14 protein-coding genes and 3 pseudogenes are annotated in these 15,547 nt (G+C 70.7%); 8 read left to right on the top strand and 9 right to left on the bottom strand.

All coding sequences use genetic code 11. From position 1 onward, the window contains the following. Positions 1-85: 85 nt before the first annotated feature. The 5 genes from AC07EJ_RS44225 to mshD all read right to left on the bottom strand — a co-directional run bounded on the left by AC07EJ_RS44225 (position 86) and on the right by mshD (position 4,389). On the bottom strand, positions 86-1,042 hold the full coding sequence (locus AC07EJ_RS44225) for an ABC transporter permease (RefSeq protein ID WP_478886359.1): 957 nt from the start codon (positions 1,040-1,042) through the stop codon (positions 86-88). Continuing rightward, positions 1,039-2,028, bottom strand: coding sequence for a hypothetical protein (locus AC07EJ_RS44220; protein WP_389480801.1), 990 nt, complete (start codon positions 2,026-2,028; stop codon positions 1,039-1,041). The genes AC07EJ_RS44225 and AC07EJ_RS44220 overlap by 4 nt, the downstream gene beginning before the upstream one ends. After that, positions 2,025-2,945, bottom strand: coding sequence for an ABC transporter ATP-binding protein (locus AC07EJ_RS44215; RefSeq protein ID WP_389480798.1), 921 nt, complete (start codon positions 2,943-2,945; stop codon positions 2,025-2,027). Before AC07EJ_RS44215 ends, AC07EJ_RS44220 begins: the two co-directional genes overlap by 4 nt. Further along, the gene (locus tag AC07EJ_RS44210) at positions 2,942-3,328 is read right to left on the bottom strand and encodes a GntR family transcriptional regulator (RefSeq protein ID WP_266569342.1); all 387 of its coding nucleotides are present in this window, start codon (positions 3,326-3,328) and stop codon (positions 2,942-2,944) included. Before AC07EJ_RS44210 ends, AC07EJ_RS44215 begins: the two co-directional genes overlap by 4 nt. A 128-nt stretch (positions 3,329-3,456) precedes the next feature. Then, positions 3,457-4,389, bottom strand: coding sequence for a mycothiol synthase (mshD, locus tag AC07EJ_RS44205; RefSeq protein WP_389480796.1), 933 nt, complete (start codon positions 4,387-4,389; stop codon positions 3,457-3,459). A 174-nt stretch (positions 4,390-4,563) separates the two neighbouring features. On the opposite strand from mshD, the gene AC07EJ_RS44200 reads away from it, so the two are divergent. From AC07EJ_RS44200 to AC07EJ_RS44170, 7 genes and pseudogenes are all read left to right on the top strand, one after another. Further along, positions 4,564-6,393: a bifunctional metallophosphatase/5'-nucleotidase gene (locus AC07EJ_RS44200; RefSeq protein ID WP_478886358.1), complete on the top strand. Its 1,830-nt coding sequence runs from the start codon at positions 4,564-4,566 to the stop codon at positions 6,391-6,393. Between the two features lie 90 nt (positions 6,394-6,483). Beyond that, positions 6,484-7,749, top strand: a complete 1,266-nt coding sequence (locus AC07EJ_RS44195) for an LmeA family phospholipid-binding protein (RefSeq protein WP_478886357.1) — start codon at positions 6,484-6,486, stop codon at positions 7,747-7,749. A gap of 165 nt (positions 7,750-7,914) precedes the next feature. Beyond that, on the top strand, positions 7,915-8,055 hold the full coding sequence (locus tag AC07EJ_RS44190) for a hypothetical protein (RefSeq protein ID WP_478886356.1): 141 nt from the start codon (positions 7,915-7,917) through the stop codon (positions 8,053-8,055). A 286-nt stretch (positions 8,056-8,341) separates the two neighbouring features. Beyond that, entirely contained in the window at positions 8,342-8,488 is a 147-nt protein-coding gene (locus AC07EJ_RS44185) for a hypothetical protein (protein WP_478886355.1), read from the top strand. A gap of 97 nt (positions 8,489-8,585) precedes the next feature. After that, a complete protein-coding gene (locus AC07EJ_RS44180; RefSeq protein ID WP_478886354.1) occupies positions 8,586-10,418 on the top strand; it encodes an ABC transporter ATP-binding protein in 1,833 nt (610 codons plus the stop codon). A 45-nt stretch (positions 10,419-10,463) separates the two neighbouring features. Then, positions 10,464-10,877 (top strand): annotated as a pseudogene (locus tag AC07EJ_RS44175) (Scr1 family TA system antitoxin-like transcriptional regulator); the annotation flags it as partial. After that, the gene (locus tag AC07EJ_RS44170; RefSeq protein WP_389480779.1) at positions 10,874-10,975 is read left to right on the top strand and encodes a DUF397 domain-containing protein; all 102 of its coding nucleotides are present in this window, start codon (positions 10,874-10,876) and stop codon (positions 10,973-10,975) included. The pseudogene AC07EJ_RS44175 and the gene AC07EJ_RS44170, both read left to right, overlap by 4 nt. 22 nt (positions 10,976-10,997) lie before the next feature. On the opposite strand, the gene AC07EJ_RS44165 is transcribed toward AC07EJ_RS44170, so the two are convergent. From AC07EJ_RS44165 to AC07EJ_RS44150, 4 genes and pseudogenes are all read right to left on the bottom strand, one after another. Further along, positions 10,998-12,467, bottom strand: a complete 1,470-nt coding sequence (locus tag AC07EJ_RS44165; protein WP_389480776.1) for a sensor histidine kinase — start codon at positions 12,465-12,467, stop codon at positions 10,998-11,000. Continuing rightward, positions 12,464-13,198, bottom strand: coding sequence for a response regulator transcription factor (locus tag AC07EJ_RS44160; RefSeq protein WP_393586574.1), 735 nt, complete (start codon positions 13,196-13,198; stop codon positions 12,464-12,466). The genes AC07EJ_RS44165 and AC07EJ_RS44160 overlap by 4 nt, the downstream gene beginning before the upstream one ends. 112 nt (positions 13,199-13,310) lie before the next feature. Next, the gene (locus tag AC07EJ_RS44155; RefSeq protein WP_478886353.1) at positions 13,311-14,408 is read right to left on the bottom strand and encodes a S1C family serine protease; all 1,098 of its coding nucleotides are present in this window, start codon (positions 14,406-14,408) and stop codon (positions 13,311-13,313) included. Positions 14,409-14,716: 308 nt separating this feature from the next. Continuing rightward, positions 14,717-14,809 (bottom strand): annotated as a pseudogene (locus AC07EJ_RS44150) (IS200/IS605 family transposase); the annotation flags it as partial. Between the two features lie 241 nt (positions 14,810-15,050). Between AC07EJ_RS44150 and AC07EJ_RS44145 the strand changes: the two are divergent. Continuing rightward, positions 15,051-15,547: pseudogene (locus AC07EJ_RS44145) on the top strand (RNA-guided endonuclease TnpB family protein); the annotation flags it as partial.

Raw genomic sequence — 15,547 nt, 5'->3', positions numbered from 1 at the left:
GGTTGGTTACGGCGACATGACGTGCGGGGCATGGCGGGGCGTCCCGCGGACGTTCCCGGGACGCCCCGCCACGCCCCGCACGTCGTCAGGGACGCTGGTTCCTGCGCAGGAGGGCGAAGGCGGCGGCTGCCACCAGTGCCGTCAGGGCGAGGAGGATGCCGGTTTCGACGAGCTGGAGCGGCCAGAAGTGGGAGGCGGGCTGGAACTCGCGGTAGAAGCCCGTGATGTTGTGCTGGACGAGGCAGCTCTTGTCGTCGACGCACAGGGGGTCGGCGATGTGCGCGCCGCTGCCGGTGACCGCGCCCTCGTCGAGGAGGAGGCCGGCGAAGGCCCGGTAGCCCTCGTGGACGTCGCCGATGATGGTGACGGGGGGCCAGAGGTGGTCGCGGATCTCGCCGAGCGAGACGGTCACGATGCCGAGGAGGGCGAGCGAGACACAGATCGACGGGATCACGCGCTTGGAGATGAACGCGACCAGCGCGCCGAGTGTCAGGCCGAGCAGCGGGAGCGCGACGGCGGTCGGGCCCAGGGCGCCGTAGACGCCGTTGGTGAACCACTGGTTTGACGGGAGGCCGCTCGCCGCAGAGGCGACCAGGTGGCGCAGGGCCACGAGGATGCCGGTGCCCACGACGAGGAAGGCGGCCGGGAGGGCGAGCTTCGTCGTCAGCCAGCGGGCCGGCGGGACGGACTGCGTCCAGGCGAGCGAGGCCGTGCCGCGCTCCAGTTCGCGGCCTATGAGCGTCCCGCCCGCGAAGGCGGCGGCGATCGCGGGCACGATCGTGATCAGGCCGGTGGTGAGCGCGAGCAGGTACTCGTACGTGCCCGCGCCAGGCCCTGTGGCGCTGCAGGCGTTCATGACGCCTGCGACGCACTTGCCCGTGATGTGCCACCCGGAGCTGCCCGGTCCCCACAGCCACAGCAGCATCGCCGCGGTCAGCGCCACGTACACGGCCCACAGCCACAGGGCGAGGCGGTGCAGCCGCAGCACCGTCCAGGTCAGGCCGGTCGAGGGGGAGAAGGGGGAGAGGGAGGCGGTGCTCATGCGGCGGTCTCCTTCTTCGGCTGGTACCGGCGCAGGACGAGGAACGCGCCGACGACGGCGAGCGCGGTCAGGCCGAGCAGGATGCCCGTCTCCGCGAGCTGGCGGGGCCAGTAGTCGGGGGAGGGGAGGTAGCTGCGGGTGAAGCCGGTGATGTGGTGGCGGTCCAGGCACTTCTGGCTCAGGTAGCAGCCGGGGTCGGAGACCTTGGCGCCCGTGGACGTGATCGCCTTGCTGTACACCGGCAGTTCGGGCTGCAGACGCGAGAACGGCGAATGCTGGAACGGCCAGTTGTTGCCGCGCATCGCGCCGGCCAGGAACTGCACGACACCGGCGACCGCCAGGGCGGGCAGCGTACGGCGCAGGACGAGGGCGGCGAGCACGCCGACGGCGAGGCCGAACAGGGCGTTCGCCACGGTGGCGGGGCCGAGGGAGAAGGCGAACGAGCGGGGGCCGATGCCCGCCACAAGGAGGTGGTTGTGCGCGTTCCACACCAGCCGGTACAGGACGACGAGCAGGCCCGTGCCGACGGCGACGAACACCGCGGGCACGGCCAGCTTCGCGGTGAGCCAGCGGGCGGGGGACACGGACTGGGTCCAGGCCAGCCCGGCCGTCCCCCGCTCCAGTTCACGCGCGATCAGCGGTCCCGCCGCGAAGACGGCGATGGCGCACGAGGCGATGCCGATCAGCGAGGACGGGCCGTAGAAGCGGGAGTCGAACGAGCCGCCGAAACCGAGAAATGAGAACCCGTCGAGGTACGCGTTCTCCTGCGCACCGCTGTAGCCGAACACGTCGAACGCCTTCTGCGCCGCGTTCGCGCCCGGTCCCCACAGCCACAGCAGCAGGCCCGCGGTGATGACGACGTACGCCGTCCACACCCACAGCGCGGTGCGGTGCAGGCGCAGCACGGTCCAGACGAGGCCGTCGGGGCCGGGGAGGGTGCGGCGCGCGGCGGGGCGGCCGGTGTCCTTGTCCAGGAGGGCGGTCATGCCGTCACCGCCGCGGCGGTGACGGTCGTGCCCGGCGTGATCAGCGCGGGGGCGCCGGGGTTGCGCAGATGGGCGAGGATCAGCTCCTCCATGGACGGCTCCTGTGCTTCCCAGGCGCTGTCGAGCGGCCCGTCGCGGCGGATCAGGGCGGTCAGTCCGCGGCCGGCGGCGCGGGACTCGACCACGGTGTGCGGAGCGAGGTCGTCGGCCGTGCCGCGCCCGGTGACCAGGCTGTGTGCGGCCGTCAGGTCGTCGATGCCGCCGCCGAGCCGGATGCGGCCGGCGCCCAGGAGCAGCAAGTGGTCGCAGGCGTCGGTCAGTTCGGCGACGATGTGCGACGACATCAGGACGGTGGTGCCGTGTTCGGCGGCGTCCGCCATCAGCGTGCCCATCAGCTCGTGGCGGGCGAGCGGGTCGAGGTCCGCCATCGGCTCGTCGAGGAGCATCAGCTGGGGCCGCTTGCCGAGCGCGAGGGCGAGTGCGACGCGGGTGCGCTGTCCGCCGGAGAGCGAGCGGACCCGGGCCGCGGGGTCGAGGTCGCCCTGCTCCACGATCCCGTTGGCGTACGCGGCGTCCCAGCGGCCCGGGTTCAGCTCGGCGCCCATGCGCAGGGTGTCCGCGATGGAGAGCTGCGGGTACAGCGGCTTGTCCTGCGAGAGGTACGCGACGCGGTCGCGGTGCACGCCGGGGGCGGCGCCGAGGACCGTGAGGTGCCCGGAGGTGGGGCGCATGAGCCCGGCGGCGATCGCGAGGAGGGTGGACTTTCCCGCCCCGTTGGGCCCGACCAGGGCGCTGATCCGCCCGGCGGGCAGCCGGAAGGAACACAGGTCGAGCGCGGCGTGGCCGTGGCGGCCGTAACGCTTGCCGAGCCCTGTCGCCTCGATGGCGACGGCCGGGGTGGTGCTGGTGGAACTCACTGATCCCCCTTCGGGAAGTTTTCGTCCAGTACGGCGCCGAACAGGGCGGCCGCGTCCTCGCGGTCGAGGCCCGCGGCACGGGCACGCCGGGCCCAGTCCGCGAGTTCGGCCCGCAGCGGCGAGTCGGCCGGGGCCGCGCCGAGCGTCCTGCGGACGAACGTGCCGAGACCTCGGCGGGCCTCGACCAGGCCCTCGCGCTCCAGCTCGCGGTACGCCTTGAGCACGGTGTTCGGGTTGATCGCGGTGGCTTCGACGACCTCGCGGGCCGTGGGCAGCTTGTCTCCGGGCTCCAGCAGGCCGAGGCGCAGGGCCTGCTGGGTCTGCTGGACGATCTGGAGATAGGTGGCGACGCCGCTGCGCCGGTCGATCCGGTACTCGACCACGTTCTTCAACACCACCCTTTCACTAATCAAGTAGTGAAAGGGTGGTGCAAAGGAGGGGCAGTGTCAAGTGACGACTGCCCCTCGGTGCTGCTGACCCGTGTTTCTGCTGTTCTGCGACCGGCTACGACCTACGACTCCGTGCGGTACATCAGGTCCGTCTCGTACGTGACGAAGCCGAGGCGCTCGTAGACCGTGACCGCCGGCTTGTTGTCGGCGTCCACGTAGAGCATCGCCGTCGGCAGGCCCGACCTCGCCAGATGCCGCAGGCCCACCGCCGTGAGCGCCTTGCCGAGGCCGCCGCCCTGGTTGCCCGGCGCGACCCCGACGACGTACACCTCGCCGAGCTGTTCCTCGGCGTGGACCTTGGTCCAGTGGAAGCCGATGACCTCGCCGTCGCCCTCCCGCACGGCGAGGAAGAAACCGTTCGGGTCGAACCACGGCTCGGCCTTGCGGTCGTCCAGGTCGCGCTGGGTCAGCGAGCCCTGCTCGGGGTGGTGGGCGAACGCCGCCGCGTTCACCGCGAGCCACGCCGCGTCGTCCTCGCCGGGCACGAAGGCCCGGATGGTGACGCCCTCGGGGAGCACCGGCTCGGCGAGCGAGGGGCCCTCCGCCAACGGGCGCCGCATCTGGCGCAGTTCGCGGAACAGGGTCAGGCCGAGGACCTGCGCGAGGTGCCGGGCCGCCGAGTGGCCGCCGTGCGCCCAGACCCGCAGCCGCTTGCCGGACGCGCCGAGCAGCGCCGAGCCGAGCGCCCGCCCGTGCCCGTGCCCGCGGTGCGCGGGGTGCACGACGAGCTCGGCGGCCGGGGCCTCGATGGGGTCGGTGTCCTCCAGCTGGCCGTACCCGATCAGCTCGCGGTCGACCTTCAGCAGGAAGTGGCGCACGCCCTCCCTGGGGCCGCCGCGCAGCTGCAGCCTGCCCTGCTCCGACACCGCCTGCTGCCCGTCGGCACGGGCGGCGTCGGCAAGGATCTCCAGGACGGCTTCCGCCTGGTCGGGAGTGAGGGCGGTGAGCGTCTCGATCTGGCGGTCGGGGGCGGTGGGCACGGCGTCGCTGGTCATGCACAAGAGGGTACGGCGACGGGCCCGCGACGGGCTTGCGCCGAGTGATGGCAACCAGCTCGTAACCGGCAAACACCTGTTGTGCTACGCGCGTTGACCTTAGGCTGCCGACTTGGTCACGGCACACCGCCACCACCGTCGCCACACGGCACCCACACAGGGGGACGCAATCCGATGAACCCGTTGCCACCGCAGTCTCCGCCGGCACCGCACCGGCCCGGACGCCGCCCCGCATCGCGGATACTCGCCGTGGCGGCCGGGCTCGCCACCGTCGGCGCGCTCGTCGCGGCCCTGCCCGCGAACGCCACGCAGGACCGGCACCACGGCGGCAAGGACCGGCACACGGTCGACGTGCAGCTGCTCTCCTTCAACGACTTCCACGGCAACCTGGAGCCGCCGGCCGGTTCGTCGGGCCAGGTCACGGAGAACCTGCCGGACGGCACCACGAGGAAGGTCGACGCGGGCGGTGTCGAGTACCTCGCGACGTCCCTGCGGACGGCCAGGAAGAGCCACCCGTACAGCGTCACCGCCGCGGCCGGCGACCTGATCGGGGCCAGCCCGCTGCTGTCGGGGCTGTTCCACGACGAGCCCACCGTCGAGGCGATGAACAAGCTCGACCTGGACGTGACGAGCGTCGGCAACCACGAGTTCGACGAGGGCGCCACGGAGCTGGCGCGCATGCAGAACGGCGGCTGCCACCCCAAGGACGGCTGCTTCGAGGACGGCAAGAAGTTCAAGGGCGCCGACTATCCCTACCTCGCCGCCAATGTGACGAACGAGAAGACCGGCAAGCCGATCCTCGCCCCCTACTGGGTGTGGAAGCACAACGGCGTGAAGATCGGGTTCATCGGCGTGACCCTGGAGGGCACCCCCGACATCGTCTCCGCCGAGGGCGTCAAGGGCCTGAAGTTCCACGACGAGATCGAGACCGTCAACAAGTACGCCAAGATCCTCGACAAGCAGGGCGTGAAGTCGATCGTCACGCTCATCCACGAGGGCGGCGTGCCGGCCTCCGGCTCGTACAACTACGACTGCGACTCCCCGAGCGGCGGCGCGGGCATCTCCGGCCCGATCGTCGACATCGCCAAGGGCATCTCGCCGAAGGTCGACGCGCTGGTCACCGGCCACACGCACAACGCCTATGTCTGCACGATTCCCGACCCGTCCGGCAAGCCCCGTCTGGTCACTTCGGCGTCCTCGTACGGGAAGCTCTACACGGACACGACGCTGACGTACGACCGCCGCACCAAGGACATCGTGCGTACGTCGGTGAAGTCGGCCAACCACGTGGTGAGCCGCACGCAGCCGAAGGCCGCGGACATGACCGCGCTCATCGGCCGCTGGAACAAGATGGCTGCGCCCGTCGCGGGCCGGCCCGTCGGGTACATCTCGGCGGACATCCCGGGCCGCGGCGCCGAAACGCCGGAGGCGCCGCTCGGCGATCTGATCGCGGACGCGCAGCTCGCGCACGCCAAGACCCTCGACCCGAAGACCTCGCTGGCCCTGATGAACCCCGGCGGCGTGCGCTCCGACCTCGTGTACAAGGCGAGCGGCAGCGAGGGCGACGGCGTCGTCACCTACGGCGAGGGCTTCACCGTGCAGCCCTTCAGTAACACCGTGAACCTGGCCGACCTGACCGGCGCGCAGGTCATCGCCGCGCTCCAGCAGCAGGTCAGCGGTTCCAATGAGTCCTCGCCGAAGATCCTCCAGCCGTCGGCGGGCCTGACCTACACGCTCGACATGACGAAGACGGGCGCGGCCCGGGTCGTCGTCGACTCCATCAAGCTGAACGGCGCCGCGATCGACCCGGCGGCGACCTACCGCGTCGCGATGAACTCGTTCCTCGCGGGCGGCGGCGACGGCTTCGCGGCGCTCGGCCAGGGCAAGAACCCGCTGGTCGGTGACGACGACCTGAAGGCGCTCAACGACTACCTGACGGCCAACTCGTCGGCCACGTCACCGATCGCGCCCCCGAAGGCGGACCGCATCACCGTCGTGAAGTGACGTATCGCACGGCCGGGTTGGGGACCTAAACCGTCCCTTACTGGGAGTAATGCTTAGCGGTGGGGTTGGTTCGTATGGTGAAATCTCACGATGCGTTCCCCCCACCGCATAGCCACGTTCACGTCCGAGTCCGCGTCCGCCGAACTGTCTGATGTACGCACGGAGGAATCCGTTCCATCGGGCACTGTGCCGCACAACCCGTACGACGAACTGGGCGCCCTCGCGGACAATCCGCTCGACGAGTTCCTGTACGAGGAGGAGCCCGGCGAGGTCGAGTGGGCGCCGCCCAACCACCGCCGCGGCAGCCGCCGCCGCACCAGGTTCGCCGGACTCCCGCTCGCCGCGAAGGCCGTCGTCGGACTCGTCGTCCTCTCCGCGTTCCTCACCCTCGGCGACCGCTGGGCCCTCCTCTACGCCGAGCACCGCGCCGCGGACCGGCTCAAGGACCAGCTGCATCTGAGCGCCGCGCCCGAGGTCGACATCGAGGGCTTCCCGTTCCTCACGCAGCTCGCCGACCGGCGCCTGGACGAGGTGAAGGTCACCGTCCCCGACGTCGCCGCGAGCCGCGTCTCCCTCGCCAAGGTGTCCGCGACCATCCGTGACGTCCGCATCGAAGGCGACGGACCCACCGATGTGCGCGGCGCCCGCATCGGCGACATGACCGGCGAGGTCCTGCTCACCTTCGACGACCTGAACCGCGAACTCGGCGCATCCCAGGTCACGTTCAGCGGCCGGGGCCGCGACCGGATCCTCGCGCGCGGCACGCTGCCCGTCGCCGGACACGACCTGAAGGTGCGTGCCGACGCGACGATCCGGCGCATCGGTGACACCGGCATCGCCACCGACATCGGCGGCATGCGGCTCGACATCGGCGACCTCGCCACGTACCGGCCCGGCACGCGTCCCTCCGAGGGCCTGCACCTGAGCCGCCGCTCGGTGGCGCGCCTCGCGACCGAGACCGCCAAGGCGAAGGCCCTGCTGTCCGTGCCGTCGCTCGTGCACCGGCTGGGCGTGCCCGACTCCGCGGTGCGCGAGGCGCTGCGCAGTGACCGGCGGCTGAGCGAGCTCACCGGCTCGCCGCGCTTCGTGCACCAGCTGATGTCCCTGAACCTGGTCGACCTCGCGCTCGCGCACCCGGCGCTCCTGAAGAAGTTCGGCCTCGACCCGGCCCTGCTCCAGGGCCTCACCCGGCTCACCCGCCCCGAACTCGCCGACCGGCTCTCGCTGGCGTTCCGGCTGCCGAAACTGCCGGGCGACGGGACGGGCGACGTCCGGCTGAGCGACGTGAAGGTCGAGAAGGACGGGATCAGGGTCGGCCTGACGGGCTCCGGACTTGCGGTGGGCGGTTCCCGGTAATCGCTGTGAATGTGTCCGTGAATTCCCTTTGTCTCGATTAATTGGAATCTCATCGGAATTGGCGATTTCCGCTCCGTGTGGCGCGTAATGTTTTCCGTGTCGAGCCGGACGCGGCACGACACGGAAAGGCATTCGCTAAGCATTCGCTGTTCAGAGAGGAACCCCATGAGCTTCCACAAGATCACCCCGGTCAAGAAGAACCGCAAGCCTGTCGCCCCGAAGGCGAAGCCGGCCGCTCACCGGCACGCCAAGCCGGCCCCGAACGCCGCGCCGAAGCGCCGTCCGGTCGGCGGCCAGGGGCGCTGAGCCCCCCGCGCCAAGGGGTGTAGGCGCGGTGTGAATGCACGCTGTGCGCAGCCTTGGAAAAGGCGTTAATCGGCTGTCAATTGACCGTCAAAAGGCTGTCGATAGGCTGAGTAAATGCCGTTCTCGCACATGCATTGCCCGCCCTTTGCCTGGCCTTGTATTTCCTTGGCGTTCGGTGCGTAATGTCGCCGACGTCGAGAGCCGCACTGGCCACGCGGCCGACGCGTCAGAAGTCACAGAATTCATCTGTGTCAGTCATCTGCATCGCATGAAGAGGGAGAGCTCCATGAGCTTCCGCAAGATCGCCCCGGTGAAGCCCGCTCGCAAGCCCGCGCCGCCGAAGCCGCACGAGCACAAGCACCCCGCGAAGCCCGCCCCGAAGCCGGCCGCCAAGAGGGCCCCGCGCCGTCCGGTGGGCCCGCAGCAGGGCTGATCTTCGCCCCATCGCCAACGGCGGGTCCCCGGACGTACTTCCGGGGGCCCGCCGCGGTCGTACTGCCACAGAAGGCCACGGAGTAAAGAGGAGTCCAGTGCCGAGCCTGCACACGTCCGGCGGAGTCGGGCTGACCTTCAGACGGTTCTGGCCGCTGACGCGGGGGGACCGCAAGTGGCTGCTGGCCGTCATCCTGTGCGTGATCGTCTCGGCAGTCGCCGAGACCGCGTCGATCCTGATCTTCTCGAACCTCACCGACCACGCCCTGCAAGCCGGTTCCGTATCCGCCTTCTGGAATCCGGCGGGCCAGTGGCTCGGTGTCGCGGTGCTCGGCGCGATCGTCGGATACCTGGGCAACTCGCTCGCCACCTGGACCGCGGAGCGCTTCGTCCTGCGTCTGCGCGCCCACGTCTTCCGGCACATCCAGGACCTGCCGCCCGACTTCTTCCAGCGCCACCGCCGGGGTGACCTCGTGGAACGGCTCACCGGTGACGTGGAGTCCATCGAGGCGCTCGTCGTCTCCGGCGTCGTGGGCACGGTCGCGGCGCTCTTCTCCACCGTGTTCTACGCGGGCGCCGCCCTCTGGATGCGCTGGGATCTGGCCCTCGTCACCTTCCTGCTCGCGCCCCTCTTCCTCCTCGCCGCGCGCCGCTTCTCCGGCCGTATCAAGGAGTCCTCACAGGACGAGCGGGCCGCCGACGGCGCGATCACCTCGGTCGTCGAGGAGTCCCTCGGCAACATCGTCCTCACCCAGGCCTACAACCGGCGCCGCGCCGAGGAACAGCGCCTCGACAAGGAGGCCCGCGCCTGGATGCGGGCCTCGGTACGCGGGGCGCGGGCGAGCGAACTGTACGAGCAGCTCGTCGAGGTCGTCGAGACGGTGTGCGTGCTCGCGGTCATCGGCTTCGGAGCCTGGGAGATCGCCGAACAGCGCATGACCCTGGGCGAGTTGCTCGCCTTCGCCGCCTTCCTCGGCTACCTCTACCCGCCGATCCGTAACCTCGGCCAGCTCGGCCTCACCTTCACCGCGGCCACCGCCGGCGCCGCGCGCCTGCTGGAGATCCTCAGCGCCCGCCCGGCCGTCACGGACCCCGCCGCGCCCGTCGAACCGTGGTGGGTGCAGGGCCGGATCTCGTTCGACGATGTCACCTTCCGCTACCCGGGCGCCGCGGACGACTCGCTCACCGGCGTCTCCTTCGCCGTGCAGCCGGGCGAACTGGTGCTCGTCACCGGCCCGAGCGGCGCGGGGAAGTCCACGCTCTCCCGGCTCCTGCTCCGCTTCTACGATCCGGACGCGGGCGCCGTACGCCTCGACGACGTTCCGCTGTCCGACGTCCCGCTCGAATTCCTCCGCGACCATGTCACGCTCCTGCCCCAGGAGACGCTGATCCTGCATGGCACGGTCCGCGAGAACATCGCCTGTGGCCGCTCCTGGGCGAGTGACGAGCAAATCGAGCAGGCGGCCCGCGCGGCCGCCGCCCACGACTTCATCGCCTCACTTCCCGAGGGCTACGACACCCCGATCGACCCCGGCACCGCGGCCCTGTCCGGCGGCCAGCTCCAGCGGATCGCCATCGCCCGCGCGATGCTGCGCGCCGCTCCCGTCCTGGTCCTGGACGAGCCGACGGCCGGCCTCGACGCCATGGCCGCCCGCCGGGTCGTGGAGCCGCTCCGCCGCCTCATGAACGGCCGTACGACCCTGATGATCACGCACGACCTCGCGCTCGCCCCCGACGCCGACCGGATCCTGGTCGTGGCCGGCGGACGGGTGGTGGAGAGCGGCACGCACGGAGAGCTGCTGCGACGCGGGGGCGTGTACGCGGGGCTGCACCAGGCGGGCGGCGGCACGGTGCCCGACCAGGCGACGATGACGCTGAAGGCGTTCAGTTCGGCTGACTCTGCTCACTCTGTTCACTCCGCGACGCCGTAGTCGTGGGCAGCCTCCCCGCGGGCGCCCCCGAGGCTCTCCGCCACGCGCAGGGCGTCCCGCAGTGCAGGGCGTCAGCAGTTCTTGGAGCGTTCTCCGGCCCCTGAAGTCCGCATCATCAGCGACGAGTTCGCGTCCCGTCGTCCTGCCGCGCTCGCCCAGACCTGGGACGACCAGCTGCTGCGCATTGAAGCCGTCGCGATGTGGCGGCATGTGGCACTGAAGGTGCTGCCCTTTGCTGCCGGCGCCCACCACCACATGAGCGGGACGTCGGCCTTGCTGTGGCAGAAGGACGGGATGGCCGTTGCCTACAAGGAGGGCAACGGGCGCAGCGAGTTGACCGAGGATCAGGAGGAGGTCCTGAAGGCTCACCTGTCCTGCGATCGCCTTTGGGATCTGGCATTGTCCCCGCCGGAGTCACTCGCGTTCAGCAGGGGCGCACTGGGGGAGCACAGATCATGATGCGGAGTCCTGACCTCAGCACCGCTGTGGGCCCGGCCCTGGTGTTCGGCATGGGCGCCTGGGCCGCCTTCGTCGGTGACGTACGGGAGCCGAGGTGACGCGGCGGGGATGCTCAGCCTTTCACTGACCTGCGTCGGCGCTCCCGCCGTGCTCGCTGTGATCGGCATCCGGCGGCGGCGTAGGCGCCCCCGGAAGACGCAGGACCGCCACCGTGCCGCCGCCTTCCGCCGGGGCCAGCGCGACCTCGCCGCCGTAGCTCTGTACGGTGCGGGCCACGATCGACAGGCCGAGGCCCGAGCCCGGCAGTGCGCGGGCCGTCGGTGAGCGCCAGAACCGGTCGAAGACGTGCGGGAGTTCGTCGGCGGGGATGCCGGGGCCGTGGTCCCGTACCGTCAACTCGCCCCGCATCAACCGGATTTCCACAGTGGCGCCGGGCGGGCTGAATTTCACCGCGTTGTCGAGCAGGTTGACGATCGCGCGCTCAAGGGCCGCCGGCTCGGCCCGTACGTACCAGGGGGCGAGCTCGGACGTGATCTTCAGCTCGGGCCCGCGCAGCGCGGCGCGCTGCAGCGCGGTACGGACCGTGTCGTGCAGGGCGACGACCTTGAGCGGCGCGTCGCCTGCGGCAAGGCCCGTACGGGACAACTCCTGCAAGTCCCCGATGAGTGCGGCCAGTTCGGTCATCTGGGCCTTGAGCGAGGCCATCAGCGCCTTGCGGTCGTCCGGTGGGATCGCCCGGCCGGTCTCGTCGCTGCGGGTGAGCAGTTCGATGTTGGTGCGCATGGAGGTGAGGGGCGTGCGCAGCTCGTGCCCGGCGTCGGCGATGAGCTGCTGCTGGAGGTCGCGCGACGAGGCGAGGGACGCGGTCATGGAGTTGAAGGACGCGGACAGCCGCGCGATCTCGTCGTCTCCCTCTACGGGGATGCGGACCGTGAGGTCTTCCGTGCGGGCCACGTGCTCGACGGCGTCGGTGAGTTCGTCGACGGGGCGGAGCCCGGACCGGGCGACCCAGAGTCCGGCGGCCCCGGCGCCGACGACGCCGATTCCGGAGACGAGGAGGAGGACCAGAGCGAGTTCGTTGAGCGTGGACTGGGTGTCCTGGAGGGGGAGGGCGATGAGCAGGGCGTTTCCGGCGAGCACCGGCTGACCGGGGCCGCCGAGCACGACGGGGACGGTCACCACCCGGACGGGGTGTCCGTCGGTGTCCGTGCCGTTGCGGTAGGTCTCGACGCCCGGGTTGGGGTCACGCGCCACGGCCTTGTCGATGCTGGTCACCTCCACGGTGCCGCGGGAATTGGGGAAGACGCACGGGGTGCCGTCAGCTTTGACCAGCTGGGCGTAGGAGGTGCTTCGCAGGGCGCTCGGACGGTCGCTGGGCCGTTGGCTGCAGTTCTGCAGGAGGCCGTTGATCTCGGCGGCCTGGAGCGTTTTGCCCGACGAGTGCAGTTGGTCGTCCACCTCCGCGTACAGCTTCTTCTGCACGATCACCCAGCAGGTGACCGAGACCGCGGCCACCGCGACGGCCACCGCCACAGCGACGAGCAACGCCAGCCGCGACCGCAGGGGCAGCGCACGGACCCGACTGATCACTCCGCGCCCCCGGCCCGCAGCACGTACCCCACGCCCCGCACCGTGTGGACGAGCCGCGGCTCCCCGCCCGCCTCCGTCTTCCTGCGCAGGTACATCACGTACACGTCCAGGGAGTTGGAGCTCGGCTCGAAGTCGAAGCCCCAGACCGCCTTGAGGATCTGTTCGCGGGTGAGGACCTGGCGCGGGTGGGCGAGGAACATCTCCAGGAGCGTGAACTCCGTGCGGGTCAGTTCGACGGTGCGCGCGCCGCGGGTGACCTCGCGCGTCGCGAGATCCATCCGCAGGTCGGCGAAGGACAGGACGTCACCGGCGTCGTCCGTCGGGCCGCCAGCCGAGGCGTAGGCGCTGCGCCGCAGCAGGGCCCGTACCCGCGCGAACAACTCGTCCAGTTCGAACGGCTTGACCAGGTAGTCGTCGGCGCCCGAGTCGAGCCCGGTCACGCGGTCGCCGACGGTGTCGCGGGCCGTGAGCATCAGGATCGGGGTGCGGGACCCGCCGGCCCGCAGCCGCCGGGCGGCCGTGAGGCCGTCCATGCGCGGCATCTGGATGTCGAGGACGACCAGGTCGGGCTGGTACGCGGCGGCCTTGTCGAGCGCGTCCGCGCCGTCGACCGCGACCTCCGTGCCGTACCCCTCGAAGGCGAGGCTGCGCCGCAGCGCCTCGCGGACGGCGGGTTCGTCGTCGACGATGAGAATGCGCTGGGGTTCGCGGTCGCCTTCGGCGGGGCTCATGGGCGGGCTTCCTCGGGGTGCGGACGGTGGTGCGGGGCCGGTATCAGCCTCGCACGGCGGCTCTACGGGTGCGTGCGGCGCGGCGGCGCGCGGCCGGGGTCGGCCGGCGGGGTCAGCTGTTGGAGGTGCCCCCGCTGCGCAGCGAGTCGAGGTCGGCCTTGACGGTGTTGACGGGGATGGCGAAGCCGAGACCGACGCTGCCCGCGCCCGACGATCCGGACCCGCTGTCCGAACTGGCCGAGTACATCGCGGAGTTGATGCCGATGATGTTGCCGTTCATGTCGATGAGGGCGCCGCCGGAGTTGCCGGGGTTGAGGGACGCGTCGGTCTGGAGGGCCTTGTACGTCGTCTTCGACGAGCCGGTGTCGCCGTTGAACTGCTGCCCGCCGAACTCGAACGGCCACCGGCCGTCGCTGCCGCCGCCCTGCTGTTGCTGCTGCTGTTCCTCGTCCGTGGAGACGGTGACGTCGCGGTCGAGGGCGGAGACGATGCCGCTGGTGACGGTGCCGGTCAGGCCCTCGGGGGAGCCGATGGCGACGACCTCGTCGCCGACCTTCACGTTGTCGGAGTTGCCGAGGGACGCGGTCTTGAGGCCCGACGCGTTCTTCAGCTTGATGAGGGCGAGGTCCTTCTTGGCGTCCGTGCCGACGACCTCGGCGGTGTAGGTCTTGCCGTCGCTCGTGCGCACCTTGACCGTCGAGGCGCCGGAGATGACGTGGTTGTTGGTGACGATCTCGCCGTCACTCGTGATGACGACGCCGGAGCCGGTGGAGCTGCCCGCGTTCGAGGTCGCGCTGATCTCCACGATGGCAGGGCTGACGGCCTCGGCGACGCCGGAGACGGTGCCCTTCTGGCTGGTGGGCACGACGCTCGCCCCGGCGTTCGTGGACGTGGAGTCCTTGCCGGTCAGCTCCTGGAAGGCGTACGCGGTGCCGCCCCCGACGGCCGCGGCGGCGATGGCGACCGCGGCCAGCAGGCCGAGCGGACCCTTGACCCGTCGCCGCCGCGGTGCGGGCGGCGCGGGGGAGCCCTCCGGTACCGGAGCGGGCCACATCTGCGAACCCGCGGCGGCGTTCGCCGGCTGCGGCGGGTCGTACGCGGGCGGAGGCGGGAAAGCGCCGCCCGCCTCGGGGGTCCCCGGGTACGGGGACTGCGAGTGCTGCTGCTGGCCCTGGGGGTACTCGCCGCTTCGGCGGAAGCTCTCGGTCATGGAAGCAAGCCTGAGCCGCGTTCATGAGAGCCACCTGAGCGTGCCCTGAGAGTCCCGCGAGAACCCTGTTTGCCCGATATAAAGGCGCACTCGGGAAACAGCCGGTCGACGCAGGATGAGATGCGGGCGGGCGCTGGGACAACTCTCACCTGCCTGCTCAGTGGATGCAGATCGCGTCGGTGTGGGGCGGCTACCGGGATCATTCGCAGTGCTCCGCCCTTCAGGGCGGGGTGAAGCGAATCTTCAGCCCGCTCTGACCTCGGCCGTGGGCACGGATCTGCACTGTTGACCCGCGCCCACGACGGCGGTCACGCCGGGCGGTTCTGCTGCTCTGTGTACTGCCTCACGATCGACAACGGCGCCCCGCCGACCGACCCGGCGAAGTGCGACCCGGACCGCAACTTGTTCGCCTGGTTCTGTCGAGGAGGCCCTGGCGTTCACGCCGGGGAGGAATCGACTCCTGTGTTCGCGACGCGGAGCGTCGCCGCATCCCGGTAGGTAGTGGGAGCGCGCGGAGCGCCCGCGATCGGTCCTGTCCGGCGGAGCCGGGAAAAGCGAACACTCGTCCAGGCGTCACCGGATCGCGGACAGGAATGCGAAAGTCGTGTGGACGTACGACAGGTGGTCGTAGCGTCACGTGTCATGAAGCTGGTGGTGCAGGTCAAGCTGCTGCCGACGCCCGAGCAGGCGGCGGCTCTGGAAGCGACCCTGCGCGCCTGCAACCGGGCCGCTACCCACGTCGCATCCGTCGCGTTCGACAAAGGTGTGAAGGACCGCAACGGCCTGCAGAAACTCCTCTACGCGGACATCAAGGCGACCTTCGGACTGTCCGCGCAGCCCGCGGTGCGGGTGGTGAAGAAGGTCGTCGACGCCTACGCCACGCTGGCCGCTCAGGCCAGGGCGGGGCTCCTGGGCAAGGCCACCTCGAGGCGCTACCGCAGGGCGATGAGCAGTCCGGTCAGTTTCCGGTCCGAGGCGGCGCAGCCGTTCGACGACCGCTGCCTGTCCTGGCAGAGCGATGCTCGCACCGTCTCGATCTGGACTGTCGACGGCCGGATGAAGAACATCCGCTACACCGGCTCCGCCGACCAGCTGAAGGTCCTGCACGAGCACCGCAAGGGCGAGTCCGATCTCGTGCG

The sequence above is a fragment of the Streptomyces sp. NPDC045026 genome (genome assembly GCF_056432625.1).
This window is presented reverse-complemented; position numbering and strand designations above follow the sequence as displayed.